The following is a 15,935-nucleotide window of genomic DNA, read 5'->3' as shown; positions in this document are numbered from 1 at the left end:
CTGTCTTCAGAAAATAATTTCACGCGTTTGAAGGGCATTTCGTGGACAGAGAACAGCTAGAGAAGAACCAGATTCCCGTTTACTTCGTCGCGGTCATTGTCGCGGCCATCGGAGGCCTGCTCGCACCCAATGCGTCTCAAGCTCTAGGGGCGATGGTGACACCCGCCATCGCAGTGCTGATGTACGCCATGTTTCTACAGATTCCGTTCCTGGATCTCCGTAATGGGCTTGCGAATAAGCGTTTCATGGCGGCGTTGCTGACTGCCAACTTCGTGGCCATCCCCTTGTTGGTCTGGGCATTGACGATGGGGCTAACCGATCACCCTGCGATTTTGGTGGGTGCCCTGTTGGTTTTGCTGACGCCTTGTATCGACTATGTGGTGGTGTTTACCCATATCGGTAAGGGTGACTCCAAACTCACTCTGGCGGCGACGCCATTGCTACTTTTGCTACAGCTTGTGTTGTTGCCGCTTTACTTGGCCTTCATGCTGGGTAACGACTCAGCGGTAGCCATATCTATCGGCCCATTTATTGAGGCTTTTGTAGTGCTGATCGCTTTGCCTCTGGTCTTGGCGGTAGCAACGGCTGCCGGGGCAAAGAGATCCAGCATCGTTGAGGGCTGGAATGATGCATGGACTTGGATGCCTGTACCGGCTATGGCGGCTGTGTTGGTCGTTGTGATCGGCTCTCAGATTTCAGCGGTGATCAGAGACATGGACAAGCTGCTGCCCGTTATTCCCGTCTACATTGGTTTCATGCTCTTGGCACCGTTGGTGGGCGCGCTGGTGGCCGGCGCCTTTAAATTGCCGGCCAGCACGGCAAGATCAGTCGCTTTCAGCAGCTCGACACGAAATTCACTGGTAGTTCTGCCACTGGCACTGGCCTTGCCCGATGAAATCAGAGGGCTCGCGGCGGCAGCAGTCATTACTCAAACGCTGATTGAATTGGTCAGCGAGCTAATTTACATCCGGGCAATTCCTGCTTTGTTGTGGCGCAAAATGTAGATGCCAAGGAAGGCATCAGCCCAAAACACCTTGCGCGATTAAACGGGGGCCCACCTGTGAGGCAGCAGCTCGCTAATCTCACTTGCGCGCTGCGTCGGCAGGCGCGTGAGTACATCTTTCAGATAGGCATACGGATCATGACCATTCAGTCTCGCTGACTGGATCAGACTCATGATCGCCGCTGCCCGTTTTCCGCTGCGTAGCGACCCTGCGAAGAGCCAGTTTTTACGTCCAAGAGCCCAAGGGCGGATCTGGTTCTCACACCAGTTGTTATCTATGGGTACGGCCCCGTCATCAAGGTAGCGCGACAGCGCTGCCCAGCGTTTCAGGCTGTAATCGAGTGCTCTGCTGATGGCTGAGCCTTCGGGCACGAGGTCACGCTGAGCGATCATCCAGGCATGCAACATATTCATCACTGGGACGGCTTTTTCTTGCCGTATTCGGCGCCGTAAATCCGGCCCCAGATCGCGGACTTCGCTCTCGATTTCGTACAACAACTGGATATAGCGCAAGGCTTGCTCGGCGAGCGTGCTTTTATTCGTGGCGTGCAGTTCGAAGAACTTGCGCCGTGCATGGGCCATGCACCCAATCTCGGTCACACCGAGTTCAAAGCTGGCCTTGTAGCCGCCAAAATCGTCGCAGACCAGCTTGCCCCTCCAGTCTTGCAGGAAGTTGCGAGCATGCTCACCGGCACGGCTGGGACTGAAGTCATAAACCACCGCTGCCAAGTCCGAGAACTGGCTGGTGGCTTAGGCCCACACATAGGAACGGTGAGTTTTCTTTGTTCCCGGCATGAGCATCTGCACCGGTGTTTCATCTGCGTGGATGACTTGTTGCCCAAGCACTACTTCGCGCAGCGCGTCGACCAGAGGCTGCAACTGCACGCCCGTCACGCCAACCCATTGAGCCAATGTTGAACGTGGAATCTCCAAGCCTGCTCGACCGAAGATCGATTCCTGACGGTAAAGCGGCAGATGGTCAGCAAACTTGGCAATCATGACGTGTGCAAGTAGGCCCGCAGTCGGGATGCCCTTATCAATAACCTGCGCCGGAACCGGTGCCTGGATCAGCGTTTCGCAGTCATCGCAGACCCACTTGCCACGGACATGGCGTTCGACGGTGAACACGCCGGGCGTGTAGTCCAGCTTCTCACTAACGTCCTCACCGATGCGCTTGAGTGCGCAGCCGCATGGGCAGTGAGTGTTGTCCGGTTCGTGATGCATCAGTGTGCGTGGAAACTCAGCCGGTAATGCAGTGCGCTTGGGTTTCTGCTTTTTCTCGGTCGCAGCTGGCACTGTATGCAAGGCCTGAAGCTCTGCTTCAATCGCTGCGATATCGGTATCGATCAGGTCATCGAGCAAACTGGCCTGCTCAGGATTCATCTGCTCGCTGCGCTTGGCAAACTTCAAACGCTTGAGCTGGGCGATCTCGTGGGTCAGTTTCTCGATCAGCGTTTGGTCGCGGTTGATTTTCTTGCCCATCGTGTCGACTTGCGACAGCAACTGCGCTGCCAAAGCACGCAGTTGGTCGGGGGACATTTGGTCGAGATTGGGAGAAGAAGTCATGCGCCGGATTTTGCCAGAGCAGGCGCTTCGCGGCGATAGACCGATAGACTAATGGCAGCCGTTAAAGCAGTGTGATCGAGCCTCCAGAACCTGCGCGTTGCCATGGCAGACCCAGCACCAATGCCTGAAGTTGCTCGGTATCCAGTTCCATCTCAGAACCATGGCGAATGCCAGGCCAATGGAACTTGCCTTGGTTCAACCGGCGCGCCGCCAGCCATATTCCAAAGCCGTCATGCACCAGCACTTTCATGCGATTGGCGCTGCGGTTGGCGAACAGATAAGCACAGTGCGGCTGCGCCGCACCGAACACGGCGATCACCTTGGCTAACGTCGTTTCGGTGCCTGCGCGCATGTCCATCGGTTCGGTGGCGAGCCAGATGGAGTCAATGCGGATCATCGCAAAAGGTCTCGAAGAAAAGTCGCACAGGCGGCAGCACTTTCAGTCGGCCAGTTCACTTTGATGGTGCCGCGCGGGTGCTGTATTTCAACGCAGATATTCGATGATGCTGGATGGGAGTTTGCCCCGGCCAGCGGCATGGGTAACGGAATAAATGCAGGTGGGAGCGCAGGGCTTTTCTGCGCTTGCAGCCGAATCCATTTGTGGACGAGGTTTGCGTTGAGGCTATGGCCAAGCGCGACGCTGGCAATCGAAGCGCCGGGCTGTGCACACTCTTGAATGACTTGGGCCTTGAAGGACTTGGAATAGGAACGGCGTGTTGGCTGCATGAAATACCCGCTTAAAAGGCTAGAACTGGTGCCCACTTAAATTTAAGTGCACACCATGTCTTAGCTTTGCGGGGCTGGGTAGATGACTTGGCCGGACGCATACAGAAAAAGCCGTCCCCGTGATGGACAGGCTGCACGCCCGGATGATCGCCTAGCGCGAGCTTGTGCATGATGGCATGGCCATTGCCAGGGCTCTGGATTACGGCCTGAAGCGCTGGCCAGCATTGTCACGTCATCTGGATGACGGCGCGGTTCCTATTGATAACAACCACATCGAGCAACAGATCCGGCCATGGGCTCTTGGACGCAAGAGTTGGCTCTTCGCCGGATCGTTGCGTAGCGGCAAGCGCGCGTCGGTGCTGATGAATCTGATCCAGTCGGCGAAGCTCAACGGGCATGACCCATATGCTTACTTGAAAGACGTTCTGGCTGGACTGCCAACACAGCGTGCAAGTGACATCGCCGAGCTGCTGCCCCATAAATGGGCTACGCAGGTGATGTAAATCTGAATGCATCCTCTTGGGCGAGCCGTCAGTTGCATTGAGCTACGATGGGTAAATGTTGATTAGGGGGGTTACTTTCCAAAGGCGATTCAATATAAATTTAACCTGGGTGCGCACTCACTGTTGTGCCCTTTGATATTAACAGGAGGATGCTATGTCACCGTTAAACGTGATGAAGTTCTAAAGGATCAAACTGTCACCCCCTCGCTCGAAAACCTTGAAACACGCTGGTCTCAACGTTGGCAGCTCAAAGGCACGTACGCCTTTGACCACACAGCCCAACGCGACGCTGTGTTCTCCATCGATACGCCCCCGCCCCCGCCGACGGCCTCAGGCTCGTTGCATGTCGGTCATGTCTTCAGCTATACCCACACAGATATCATCGCTCGATTCCAGCGCATGCGAGGTAAGGCTGTGTTCTACCCCATGGGTTGGGACGATAACGGCTTGCCTACCGAACGCGGGGTCGAGAATTTCTATGGCGTACGTTGCGACTCGTTGGCAGCTTATCAGCCTGATTTCAGGCCACCTGAGCCCACTCCATTAAAGCGAGGTGACTTTGCCGTCATCAGTAGGCTTATTGATGAGTGTTAGTGCCGTGCTATCTGCGATTCGCAAAGCAAAATCTGACGCCCGCCAATCCATGAAGGCTTCGGTAGCACGTGTTGAACTGGTTGACAGGGCTGCGCAGCTTGAAATGATAAAAGGCGTTCGCCAAGACTTGATCGAAGCAGGTCAGGTTGAGGCTTTGGTGTTTATAGAGGGAACTGAGCAGCAGGTTGGTGTATGGCTGAAGTGACGTAGACTTAAGGGCAATTCAATTCGCGGGGCGATCAAGGTGATCTCTTCGCGAGCAAGTCTGTAGTCGTCCATCAAACACTTGGTTCATATGCCTGATAGAAAATATGACGTAGTGGTTTGACCTGCAACCAGATCACATTCCGTGTAAGCGGATGGCGAACACACCTACCGAACTCCAGTATTTAGGGCGATGGTATTCGCGTATTTTTAAGCGGACGCGATCACCCTTATCGCCAGGATTTCCATGCGCCAACGCAGCTCTTACCCCAAACTATTTAAAGCCCAAGTCGTCCAGGAATGCCTGCAACCCGGAGCGACGATTTCCAGCGTAGCCATCCATCACGGCATCAACGCCAACGTGATCCGCAAGTGGCTACCGATTTACCGGGATCAATCACCCGCAACTCTGCCGGCCTTCATCCCCGTACAAGCTGTACCCACGCGCGGCGCAAGTTCTTCGATCTGCACGTCGCGAATAAAAGCCAGTTGACGGAGCAGGCGCTTCACTCGATTGGCGGGCTGTACGAAGTTGAGCGACACGCCAAGGAAATGAGCTACGAAGACTATTGGCGATTACGCCAGGAAACGGCGGTGCCCATCGCTGAAAAACTGCATGAGTGGATGCTGGCCACCAACGCGAACTTGTGCCCGAGGGCTCAGCTACGGCCAAGGCCCTGGATTACAGCCTTAAACACTGGGTAGCACTGACGCGCTACCTGGAAGATGGCGCTGTGCCCATCACAACAACCAAATCGAGAACTTGATCCGACCGTGTGCGCTTGGGCGGTCGAACTGGTTGTTTGCTGGGTCGCTGCGCAGCGGCAAACGGGCGCCGGCGATCATGAGCTAGATCCAGTCTGCGCGGGTCAATGGTCATGATCCGTATGCATATCTGAAAGACGTTCTCACGCGACTGCCGATGCAGCGGGCGAGTGAAATCGATCAATTGCTGCCGCATAAATGGTCGCCGGTTTAATTACGCGAGGCGTGATAGCCGGACATATAAAAGGGAATGCCAATGCCAAATGGATTACAAGATGGGAGCCAGCAGCAATGAGCTTTGACATTATTATTTTGAAGCCTACTAACCTCAGTGAAAACGATCTGTCCAACGTCGAGGACGTGCTAGATATTGGATGCCATGAGGCCGTAATCACATTTCTGGAGTTGGTGTTCCCTGGATGTGCCCAAGGTGCATTTTCGGATGGTGAACGCTACTCGCTCGAGTATGCTCAAAATGGAGACCCAGTGACCACCATACACCTTACTCTCAGATACGGGCGAGACTAGTCTGAGGCAACCGATGCTGAGTTCCTGACCCTGCTCTTGAGGCTCTGCCAATTGCTCCAGTCAGTAGCTTTTGCGGTCTCCGATAACTCAAGGATCACACCTTCCTGCTAAAGACGGCGCATCTTGCTCGCCATGGAGCGGCTCACCTAGCCAATTGGTGCGCGTACTTGATCACATGGGCAGGAAAAAATTCTTCATAAAAAGCAGTGGGAATGCCGAGGATACTTATCTCGATGCAATCGGGCAGAAGCTCTTCAGCGTAATCCAGAATGGCGACTCCCATAGATGGAATAACCAAGCCTGCTTCGGTTTTTACTGAAAGGGCCAAACCGGACTGGTTGAAGTGATTTGTGCGGCACTCGTTTTGAATAGCAGGATACCCAGTGGTTGGCTCGAATTGGCCGAAAGCAACGCCCATGGGAGGATCTCCACTCTCCAGCGACGAGTTGCCAACCAAAATCAATCCGCTATAAATCGAAAATCGCGCCATCTGATCGCCTATTGCTTGCCGTGGCATTGGATATTTATGGTGTTTATCACTTGATTAGCTTGAATGCGAGAGCGCCGTGGAGGTTCGGAAGATGACTTGGCCGAACGCTTACGGCCATCAGCAGAGCACTCGATTACAGCCTGAAACGCTGGGCAGCGCTATCGCACTAACTCAATGACGGGAGCGTTCCCATAGATAACAATTGGGCGGAAAACCAAATTAGGCCATGGCGCTTGGACGCAAAACTGGCTCTTCGCAGGGTCGTTGCGTAGCGGAAAAAGGGCTGCGGCAATCATGAGCCTGATTCAGTCTGCGCGCATGAACGGCACATGACCCGTATGGCTATCGCGGTTGTCGACGCAGAGGGCCAGTGAAATTGGACAGTTGTTGGCGCACCAGTGGGTAGCTCCATCGGATTGATCTAATGGGTGTCACCCACTGGATTTCCCATTTTTTTCCCTGTCGTTGGCTAGATTTTCTTAACCGCGCCAAGAATTTCTTAAAATGTGCGCCAAACACTCAGAAAATATTAACCGAAAATGGCCGCGTAACCACTATTTTCGGGTTTTCCGCTTATCGGCGGTAAGCGTCCCGCAATCACACCTTGCCGCACTGTGCTTTCTGGACGACCTGGACTTTGAACGGTTGGCATAAGAGCTACGTTGGCACATGGACATCCTAGCTATAAGGGTGATCGCGTTCGCTTAAAAATACGCGGGCACCATCGCCCTTAATGCTGGAGTTCGGTAGGTGACTTGGCCGGACGGTTACCATTCCGTCAGGCATCTCAGTAGTCAGAACTCCTGCCTGCCTAGATTGTTGCCGTCAGAGTTTTCGCTTTGGGTGGGTTACCAACCGCTTACCACGCACGAGCCTGCTTGGGCGGATGGAACGGCAAGCTGGTCTGCGATGACTTTGCCGGCTACAAGGCAGGCTTTGAGCTGGGCGTTACGCAGATCGGCTGCATGGCCTATGCCCGCAAAGTTCTTCGACTTGCATGCGACCAACAAGAGCTAGATCGCCGAAAAAGCACTGCCCTACATCGCGGCCTTATACGAAGTTGAACGAGAAGTCTGTGAGCTGAAACCGGGTGATCGACAGCGAATACGGCAGGAAAAGCAACGCCAATCACCGACGCACTTCATACCTGGATGACCTCCCAAAGATAGCTTGTGCCTGAGGGTTCGGCCATCGCCAAGGCCCTGGATTACAGTTTCAAAAACTAGATAGCGCGGGCGGTACTGTGCCCATCGCTTACTCTGAGAATTTAATAGCAGCGTAACGCCCAGTCTTTATTTAAAGCACGTAGCGATTTATACCTAATCCTGGCTGGTAGCGTATGGGAGTCAGGAATATTCTGTGAGAGCCTAAAGTTTTCCGACAATTTTAGTGTAGCCACTCACTCATAACGACACGATGACCGCGTAATTACAATCCCGACAGAATCCCGCCTAGACCTTTTGATTTCGCCTGAGTCGCCTTATGATCAAAATCAGTAGCAATCTACCACTTGAAACGTAGCCACCGTTTAGCATGGCGCTTAAAACTCAGCATTCGTAAAGTCGTTATTTTATCCTATACCTGACCAAAATATGATTTTTTCTAAAAGTCGGCGAACAGAATACTTAATTAAGCTATATTTAGGAAACACGTAGCTCCATAGCAGGGCAAGTGTGCGTCCTCTACGTTACGGAAGGAGAAGTATGTGGCATCTAATCACTCTCATGGCGGTGCAGCGCTAAGTGAAGGTCACCAGAAAAAGCTAGTCATGGCACTGGCCTTGACAGGCAGCTTCATGATTGCTGAAGTGATCGGAGCATGGATTACTGGCAGCTTAGCATTGCTGTCCGACGCGTCGCATATGCTTACAGATACTGCCGCCCTGATGATTTCGTTGATTGCGCTTCAAATAGCCAAGCGGCCAGCAGATCAGAAACGAACTTTTGGCTATGCTCGCCTGGAAATTTTAGCATCTACATTCAACGCCCTATTGCTCTTCATGGTGGCTATTTACATTTTGTACGAAGCTTATCAACGCTTCCTAATACCTTCTGAGATCGCAACCGGCGCGATGATGTGGATCGCTATTGGGGGCCTTGTTGTAAATCTGATATCGATGCGCTTGCTCTCCTCAGCGAGTAATGAAAGTCTGAATGTCAAGGGAGCCTATCTCGAAGTTTGGAGCGACATGCTTGGGTCATTGGGCGTGATAATTGCCGCACTTATAATCCGGTTTACGGGTTGGAGTTGGATCGATACGGTCGTCGCCGTAGCGATCGGAGTATGGGTGCTGCCGCGCACTTGGCAGCTAATGCGCGAGAGTTTGGGAATCCTTATGGAAGGGGTTCCTGGCGGCCTCAACATTAAGGAGATCGAGTCGACGATTCTACGTGTCGATGGTGTCACAGACGTTCATGATCTACATGTTTGGGCTGTAAGTAGCGGTCGCAACGTACTGACGTCGCACGTTGTAGTTCGCGACTCAGTAGATCGAGATGCTGCGCTAGCAGATGTAATCAATGCGGTAAGTCATGCGTTCGACATTCACCATTGCACAATTCAAATGGAGAATACGGACTTCCATAAGGACACTCCAATTCCTCCACACTAGTCAACCTAGAAAAATTAAATCGTAGGATTAATATTGAAGGCGTCAGCACCAAAAATTTAGATTAATTTTGGCTCATTACTTAGCGTCGAGAGACAGGTCAATTAAAAATTATTTTATTGTCACGTTGCGTTAGCAACAATGCCACCAGCTGAAGGTTACAAAACTAAAATATTGGCACGTTAACCAGGAATATAATTTTTACTCGGATCGATTGATGCCAAATCACAATGGAACTGACCAAAAAAATATCCAGCGGCTCTCGAGCAGAATAGTCTGGTGCATCCGCCAGTCGTGGCAGTGCTCAACTACCTGATTCATCAAAGCTATGCTGCACCAATAATTTAAATCGCCACAACTTTCAGTGGCCTTGCGATCAAATTAAAAATTTGTAATTTTTCGCCAAAACCCACTATTTCGCGTTAATATTCGAGCATCCTGAGTTGATCACGGCGTATTGATATAGGTAGAAATCACCACATGCCAAGCACGCAGAGAAACTTTAAACTGGCCTTAAATCACGATCAGGGAGAGCTCGGCCCCCTCCTTACTCACACCTTGAGATAAGTTATGCGCGTACTAGTTGTGGAAGACGAGATTAAAACCGCGGAATATATTCAGCAGGGTCTATCCGAAAGCGGGTACGTCGTAGACATTGTACACAATGGTGTTGATGCTCTTCACTTGTTCAATACGATTGTTTATTCGCTCGTACTCCTAGATGTGAACCTCCCTGGCATCGATGGTTGGGACCTCTTGGAAACTATCAGAAAAACTAGCCGGGTTCGCATCATCATGCTGACTGCCCGCGGACGCATTAATGACAAGCTTAGGGGCTTGGATGGTGGTGCAGATGATTATCTCGTCAAGCCCTTTGAGTTCCCCGAATTGCTTGCTCGCATCCGGTCACTGCAAAGGCGTGGCGATGAGCTTGTCGAGAAGAGCACACTTATAGTTGCGGATTTGGAATTGGATTCCTTGCGCCACAGAGTATGCCGAGGAGCGACACGCATTGATCTCACCACAAAGGAATTTGCTCTCCTGCACCTACTAATGAGCAGAACAGGCGAAGCGCTTGCCCGTTCGCAAATAATCTCGTTGGTCTGGGACGTAAATTTTGACTGCGATACTAACGTCATTGATGTCGCCATCCGGAGATTGCGCTCAAAAATTGATGATCCATTTGAGACCAAGCTCATACACACACTTCGAGGCGTCGGATACGTGTTGGAGGAGCGTACATGAGGCCTTTCAGCCTCGCTGTGAAGGTGGGATTCAAAGTTGGAATGATGAGTGCGGCGTTGCTGCTTCTTTTCGCCACCTTCGGTTATCTGATGGTGAGCCAAGCTCTTGAGAGAAACGCCCGAACCGACCTCGAAGTGAAAATGGCAGGCATGGCTCACAACCTTTCCGCAATCACTGCTATTTCTGGTGTAAATGCAGACGCCCACCAGCTTGTTGACTTGGTCATGGGGCATAACAATCTTTACGTCAGCATCTTCGAATCGACACAAACTCTAACTCCATTGCTCTCGATAGGCTCGAAGCAAGTCAACATGGAAGTGCACAAATTCCAGCCTACCGAACAGGCGGAGCAGCGAGAGTGGCGCGACTCGACGGGCCGCCCGCTAATGAGCGCCTCACGAGTCATGCGCTTAGGCGATGGAACCGAAGTTAGTGTATTCATGACCATGGACCAGTCATCTAACCATGCCCTTCTTGATGCGTTGCTCACCTGGGCATTAATGGTGTCGCCTCTTATTCTCATGCTGATCTTGGCAATTGGGTGGTGGACTGTACGCAGAGGACTGCTCCCCCTCACCAAGTTCCTGAAGGTCGCCTCAAGGATTTCCACCGAGAGCCTTGAGCATCGCCTTCCAACAAAGGGGATGCCGGCAGAACTTAAGAATCTCGCCGATGGAATTAACATCATGCTGATGCGTTTAGACGACGGAGTTCAGCAGCTTTCGCAGTTCTCTGACGACCTTGCTCACGAACTGCGGGCACCACTGTCTAACCTGATGGGTAAAGCTCAGGTCGCGTTAACCCGGGAACGATCCCTCCCTGAGTATAGAGAGGTCCTAGAGTCGTGCACAGAAGAGCTACATCGCATGAGCCGGATGGTTTCCGACATGCTATTCCTAGCCCAAGTCAGCCACCCAGCGTCAATGGTAGAGTTCGAAAGCGTATCTCTAATCGACGAAACTCAGCGGGTCTGCGATCTGTTCAGCATTTCGGCCGAAGAAGGTGAGATACAGCTCCAGATCGCAGGAAGTGGAGACGTGGTGCATGGTAATCAGATAATGATTCAGCGAGCCGTCTCGAACCTGGTCTCGAACGCGATCCGCTACTGCCCTCGTGGTCGGACGGTTTACGTGAAGGTTCAACGTGGTGCTGACGGCGCCACATTGAGTGTTGGCAATCCGGGACGTGGGATCGCCAAGGAACACCACGCGCATTTGTTCGAGCGATTTTACCGGGTGGACAAAAGTCGAGCACGAAGCGAGGGTGGCACCGGTCTTGGCTTAGCTATCGTTCAGTCAATCATGATTTTGCATCAGGGTTCGGCAAGCGTGGAAGTTACGGATCAGAATTTCACTTGGTTTCACCTTAACTTCCCCGAAGTTCAAATGAAACAACAAGAAATGAAGCCAGCTTAGCTCCGTGTAACGAAGAAGGCCCGGTTATAGATGGGCCCCCTTCGCTCTAGGTGCAGGCGCGAATGCCTGAGACGTAGCCGACGCGTGGGTGCTCAAGGACTCACTGACGTTATGCGAGAAAAAAACTCTATCGCCAGAATCCTCACATGGCGCGTAGAAAACCGACGGTCTCTGAACTTCAGACCGAATAATTCGCAACCGTTGCTTTTGCCTAGCGCTCAACGATCAGAGACCCCGCTACACTCTGCAGAATTTGAAATGCTTCGAACTGTAAGTCGATCTCGACGGCATGAGGCCGCACCTTCTCTCTTGCACCTTCCCCCGGAATATGCGGCGGAGATCGTAAACTCATGGAAAAAAATCAATTGATCTCCCCCCGACCGCGTCGCGCGCCCTAATGTGAAATGAAAGCTCACTTAGCTGTAAATTGAGTCTTGATGCATGGGCGAAAATCAAAGACTTCTGCCACTCAGGGCTCTAAAACGAACATGATTAGCTCCTTGGCAAGCAAGAAAAGCCTACAGTGTTAATGCACCGGATATCAAAATTGAAAATTAATAAAAGCCCCAGCTCTTCATCGTCTTTTGTTATCGCCTGGAAGACTTAAACCTTCTCGCCAAGCGTAAAATTACGAAATTGTAATTATTAACTCACCTTGCCGTTAGCTTCGTAATCCTAGACTAGTAACCAACAAAGGATGCTATCAAGGCAGACCTAGTGAATATCGAGGCTTCAATGAAATTCGTAAAATACTTCTCTATTGGCAGCCTGCTAATTGGGCTTACAGGTTTCGCGTTTGCTGAAGATGGTTTCGAGCGAACTAAGCAGTTCAAGGAAAACTTCCGAGCCGAACAGGCTCGCTTGTGGGGCCCTGACTCCTCGGAGCAAGGTAAACAGAAAGTTGCTCAAGAAAAGCAGGAAGAGCGTCAGGATCGTCAGGAGCAAGCCGACAACTAATAGGCGGTTAGATGTAAAATGACGATTCGTATCGACGAAAAGCCAGATTAATATCTGGCTTTTTCTTACATTTAGTGTTAGCTATTCCAGCGGTGATAGACGGAACTACTCAGATACAGAGATTATCTCTAAGACTTATTGTTCTTTTAAATCTGAAATAACGTCACGCTTTGAGTATGTCCTTCATCGGATGATCATTTTCGATTAGAGCCCGCTACGCCATCTGCTGCAAAATCTTCACTATCTTGGCCCAGTATTCTCCCAACGACAAAGAAGCAGTAGGCTTGCGTTCGTTTCGGTAACTCTTACGCAACCTAGGCCTGTAGGCAGATCAGCATTGCTGTCGCGCAAACGCCTGGAAAGATAGAAAAAGCTGTTGCGAGGCCACTCATCAGGATCTTTGATGTTTTCGGACATTCCCCTACTATAAAACTCAGAAGAATACGAACGACGGCCAGGATAGATCAGGGCACCCGATTGAGCCGACTGTGCTTTGAACCAGGCGTCAACCACATCTCGCTGGTTTTGAGGGCGTTCGTCTAGTACTCCAGCGTAAATGATACCTGCGCCCACAATTGGCAGCAGGAAAGCGCTCGCTGCAGCAGCCCGGCTGGTATAAAGGCCGACTTCACTGATTCGCCCTGCAAGAAGCAGCGCCCAGGCGGGTAGAGCCGGGAGCAGATAGGTCCAGAGAATGTTGCCAGAGAACGTGAAGAAGAGAGGCGTGGCCAATGCCCAGAGCCACATATAAGCCTCGAAACGCCGCATCGATGCTCTTCTGCGAATCATTAGAGGCAGGAAAAATGCCCAAGGCAACAGCGACAGACCGAGCTGGATCCAGATGGTGCCATATGGCTTGGCATGTGCACTGCCATATAGGTCCCCAGCCCAATCACTAATTACATATCGGCTCCAGTGTTCACCAACAAAAAAATATTCCATGAACCCAGGCGTCTTTATTTCGGCCGCGACATACCAAGGCACAGAAATACCGAGCATGAGAATAATCCCGGTTACCCACGGAAGCATCATCATCCGATTCCATTCTTTGTGGATGACGATCCAGGCGAACGCCGGCATGCCCATCAACACCAGTGTCAGTGGTCCCTTAGCGAGTAAGCCCAAGCCAAGACCTAAGAACATCAGATAGGCATCCGCTTTGCCTGCACACTTCATCCAACGCCAAAAACCATAGCTAGCAAGCAGTATCGAGAACGACAGAACAGGGTCAGTCAGTACAACACCACTGGATACCAGGCCCAGTGTCGTGCTTGAGAAGATGATGGCTCCCCAGATGCCAGCCCTGCGCGACATCTCCTGGGTCGCGAGCTTAATGATGATAAAGCAGCTTGCTAGGTGAAGTAGCCAAGCTGGAAATCGGGCAGCGAATTCGTTGATACCGAATAACTTCATGCTCGCTGCCTGAGTCCAGAAAGACAGTGGCGGCTTACCCCAAAACGGTACTCCATAATCGAACATTGGGGTAATCCAGTCATTCAGTTCGACCATCTTGCGTGCCATTTCGGCATAGCGTGCTTCGGACGTATCCATCAGGGGATATGCTCCCAGCCCCAGAAGACGTAAAAGCAGAATCGAGATTAGGATCCACAGCAGTGTCCGCTCGTTTTTCAAGTTCAGCATTTCTTACTCTCGATCGAGGAAACCGGAGGGTGAATAGTCACGGGGGTTGCTTTGTTATTGCTCTTCAAAAAATAAAGCGGTCGGCGTTTGACTTCCGCGAGCGTCACACCCAAGTACTCGCCCACCATGGCAACCCCCAAGCACATAAATGAAGCCATTCCGAGCAGCAAGTGATGGATGTCGAAGGAGCCTGTCACGAGCGCTGCGAGCAGGAAACAGATACTGGAGACGAAGAAGCCGAAGCTAATGAGGCTGAATATACGCAGCGGCTTTCGAGAGAAACTGAGAACACTTTCAATGGCTAGATTGAACAGCCCAGCGGCGTTCCATTTGGTATTACCCGCATGACGAAAAGTGCGATTGTAGGGTAGCTCTATGGTACGAAAACCCACCCAGCCGATCAGGCTCTTAAGAATTCTGGAGCGTTCGTCTAGCGCTCTCAATGCAGCCAATGGCGCAGGGCCAATCAGACGGAAGTCACTGACATCCGCCGGGAGATCAACTTTCTCCACCAGTCGCTGCATGATCCAGTAGTAACTGCGCGCACTCATGCGCTTTAGCAAGGAATCGCCGGTTCGCAAGTCGCGTTGCATGTTCACAACGTCGTAACCCATCTGCCAGTGGTGCACCATGCTCGTAATGAGTTCAGGCGGGTCCTGCAGGTCCACGTCAATAAAGATCAATGCGCTACCGCGCGCGTGGTCGATGCCTGCACTTAACGCAGCCTCTTTGCCGAAGTTTCGGCTCAGGAATAGGCAGCGTACATCAGATCCATCCTGATAGTGGCGAAGTAAGTCTGCAGTACGGTCATTGCTTCCGTCGTCGATATAAAGAATCTCGCACGAGACAGGCAAACACCTTACGACGCGGGTGATGCGCTTGTGAAATTCGGGAATGGTTTGCTCTTCTTGAAAGCAGGGCACCACAATGGTTAACAAAGGATCAGGGCGTTCGGAAAGCCGATGTAATGTCTGCATGATTGAATGTCCAGAAACGGTGTGCGATGAATCCGAGCGCAGTTAGGATTAACGTCACCAATATCTGGGATATAAACGGTGACAGGTCAATTTTAATTAAGACCCACATGCCCATTCCATTACCGAGGTTTGTCGCCAACGAAATCAGCAAAAACCTAATGGGTTGAAGCTTACAATCTCCCTTCGCTATAAAGCAGAGCCTTTTATTACCAACATAGCTAACAAACGCGCCTAAGACGCCTCCGCTAACGCTGGCCAACACTGGATCAGCAAACCCGCTCGCGACCAGTGCAAGGAAAACAGAGTAATGCATTCCCGTTGCAATAGATCCGACCCCTAGATAACGAATAAATAACGCTACAATAGGCAAGTTTTTATTTTCCATCTGCGAAGCTTAAGGAGTTCAAAGTGAAAAAAAAGTGAAAATTACATGTGATTTCAGAGCTGAATAACTTCAACATGACTCGAAAAATTACAATTTTGAAAAAAAACAGACAATCCATATCACAAGTATAGATACCCCACATTACCCTGCTGCGAGTTGAATGGGTGACCACATAGTAAGTTTGTCTGTCGCAGAGATTAGTTAGTGCAGAGAGACTGGAATCACAATTGTACGCTTCTAGGATTTCCCACATACCACAAGCTTCCAATTTACTCCACAGGTCGAAGTCTTAGAAATACACTGCCCCAATCATTCGGCCTCGCCAATT

General features: G+C 51.3%; 15 protein-coding genes and 4 pseudogenes. 12 read left to right on the top strand and 7 right to left on the bottom strand.

What is annotated here, in order from left to right; genetic code table 11:
* The first annotated feature begins 41 nt into the window (after nt 1-41).
* Nucleotides 42-1,004, top strand: a complete 963-nt coding sequence (locus V3W40_RS03550; RefSeq protein WP_330214445.1) for an arsenic resistance protein — start codon at nt 42-44, stop codon at nt 1,002-1,004.
* Between the two features lie 38 nt (nt 1,005-1,042).
* Here V3W40_RS03550 and tnpC read toward each other — a convergent pair.
* The 3 genes and pseudogenes from tnpC to tnpA (V3W40_RS03535) all read right to left on the bottom strand — a co-directional run bounded on the left by tnpC (nt 1,043) and on the right by tnpA (V3W40_RS03535) (nt 3,295).
* Nucleotides 1,043-2,569: pseudogene (gene tnpC / locus V3W40_RS03545) on the bottom strand (IS66 family transposase).
* A gap of 61 nt (nt 2,570-2,630) precedes the next feature.
* A complete protein-coding gene (gene tnpB / locus V3W40_RS03540; protein ID WP_017736217.1) occupies nt 2,631-2,966 on the bottom strand; it encodes an IS66 family insertion sequence element accessory protein TnpB in 336 nt (111 codons plus the stop codon).
* Entirely contained in the window at nt 2,963-3,295 is a 333-nt protein-coding gene (gene tnpA, locus V3W40_RS03535) for an IS66-like element accessory protein TnpA (RefSeq protein WP_003444070.1), read from the bottom strand. Before tnpA (V3W40_RS03535) ends, tnpB begins: the two co-directional genes overlap by 4 nt.
* 92 nt (nt 3,296-3,387) lie before the next feature.
* On the opposite strand from tnpA (V3W40_RS03535), the pseudogene V3W40_RS03530 reads away from it, so the two are divergent.
* From V3W40_RS03530 to V3W40_RS03510, 5 genes and pseudogenes are all read left to right on the top strand, one after another.
* Nucleotides 3,388-3,798 (top strand): annotated as a pseudogene (locus tag V3W40_RS03530) (IS66 family transposase); the annotation flags it as partial.
* A 123-nt stretch (nt 3,799-3,921) separates the two neighbouring features.
* Nucleotides 3,922-4,392, top strand: a complete 471-nt coding sequence (locus V3W40_RS03525) for a class I tRNA ligase family protein (RefSeq protein WP_442962812.1) — start codon at nt 3,922-3,924, stop codon at nt 4,390-4,392.
* Nucleotides 4,382-4,597 carry a hypothetical protein gene (locus V3W40_RS03520; RefSeq protein WP_017736215.1) on the top strand — a complete coding sequence of 72 codons (216 nt, stop codon included), beginning with the start codon at nt 4,382-4,384 and terminating at the stop codon, nt 4,595-4,597. The genes V3W40_RS03525 and V3W40_RS03520 overlap by 11 nt, the downstream gene beginning before the upstream one ends.
* A 246-nt stretch (nt 4,598-4,843) precedes the next feature.
* Nucleotides 4,844-5,089 carry an IS66-like element accessory protein TnpA gene (tnpA, locus tag V3W40_RS03515; protein ID WP_081609225.1) on the top strand — a complete coding sequence of 82 codons (246 nt, stop codon included), beginning with the start codon at nt 4,844-4,846 and terminating at the stop codon, nt 5,087-5,089.
* Nucleotides 5,035-5,575: pseudogene (locus V3W40_RS03510) on the top strand (IS66 family transposase); the annotation flags it as partial. The gene tnpA (V3W40_RS03515) and the pseudogene V3W40_RS03510, both read left to right, overlap by 55 nt.
* Before the next feature lie 456 nt (nt 5,576-6,031).
* On the opposite strand, the gene V3W40_RS03505 reads toward V3W40_RS03510, so the two are convergent.
* Nucleotides 6,032-6,307 (bottom strand): hypothetical protein, encoded by a 276-nt coding sequence (locus V3W40_RS03505; protein WP_017736212.1) that lies wholly within the window; start codon nt 6,305-6,307, stop codon nt 6,032-6,034.
* 182 nt (nt 6,308-6,489) lie between these two features.
* Between V3W40_RS03505 and V3W40_RS03500 the strand changes: the two are divergent.
* From V3W40_RS03500 to V3W40_RS03475, 6 genes and pseudogenes are all read left to right on the top strand, one after another.
* Nucleotides 6,490-6,799, top strand: a pseudogene (locus tag V3W40_RS03500) (IS66 family transposase); the annotation flags it as partial.
* A 419-nt stretch (nt 6,800-7,218) separates the two neighbouring features.
* Entirely contained in the window at nt 7,219-7,443 is a 225-nt protein-coding gene (locus V3W40_RS03495) for an IS66 family transposase (RefSeq protein WP_153326449.1), read from the top strand.
* Between the two features lie 641 nt (nt 7,444-8,084).
* Nucleotides 8,085-8,990, top strand: coding sequence for a cation diffusion facilitator family transporter (locus tag V3W40_RS03490; protein WP_330214444.1), 906 nt, complete (start codon nt 8,085-8,087; stop codon nt 8,988-8,990).
* 567 nt (nt 8,991-9,557) lie between these two features.
* The gene (locus tag V3W40_RS03485) at nt 9,558-10,232 is read left to right on the top strand and encodes a heavy metal response regulator transcription factor (RefSeq protein ID WP_017736210.1); all 675 of its coding nucleotides are present in this window, start codon (nt 9,558-9,560) and stop codon (nt 10,230-10,232) included.
* Complete coding sequence (locus tag V3W40_RS03480) at nt 10,229-11,647, top strand: heavy metal sensor histidine kinase (protein ID WP_330214443.1); 1,419 nt, start codon at nt 10,229-10,231, stop codon at nt 11,645-11,647. The genes V3W40_RS03485 and V3W40_RS03480 overlap by 4 nt, the downstream gene beginning before the upstream one ends.
* A gap of 735 nt (nt 11,648-12,382) precedes the next feature.
* A complete protein-coding gene (locus V3W40_RS03475; RefSeq protein ID WP_026136731.1) occupies nt 12,383-12,604 on the top strand; it encodes a hypothetical protein in 222 nt (73 codons plus the stop codon).
* Between the two features lie 240 nt (nt 12,605-12,844).
* On the opposite strand, the gene V3W40_RS03470 is transcribed toward V3W40_RS03475, so the two are convergent.
* The 3 genes from V3W40_RS03470 to V3W40_RS03460 are packed head-to-tail and all read right to left on the bottom strand — an operon-like array spanning nt 12,845 to nt 15,607.
* Nucleotides 12,845-14,245 (bottom strand): ArnT family glycosyltransferase, encoded by a 1,401-nt coding sequence (locus V3W40_RS03470; protein WP_017736207.1) that lies wholly within the window; start codon nt 14,243-14,245, stop codon nt 12,845-12,847.
* Entirely contained in the window at nt 14,239-15,222 is a 984-nt protein-coding gene (locus V3W40_RS03465; RefSeq protein WP_330214442.1) for a glycosyltransferase, read from the bottom strand. The genes V3W40_RS03470 and V3W40_RS03465 overlap by 7 nt, the downstream gene beginning before the upstream one ends.
* Nucleotides 15,188-15,607 carry a GtrA family protein gene (locus tag V3W40_RS03460; protein ID WP_081609224.1) on the bottom strand — a complete coding sequence of 140 codons (420 nt, stop codon included), beginning with the start codon at nt 15,605-15,607 and terminating at the stop codon, nt 15,188-15,190. Before V3W40_RS03460 ends, V3W40_RS03465 begins: the two co-directional genes overlap by 35 nt.
* Between the last annotated feature and the right edge of the window lie 328 nt (nt 15,608-15,935).

The sequence above is a fragment of the Pseudomonas sp. AM8 genome (genome assembly GCF_036346475.1).
GTDB lineage: Bacteria > Pseudomonadota > Gammaproteobacteria > Pseudomonadales > Pseudomonadaceae > Aquipseudomonas > Aquipseudomonas marginalis.
The sequence above is the reverse complement of the archived record's forward strand: the minus strand, read 5'-3'. Positions and strand labels throughout refer to the sequence as shown.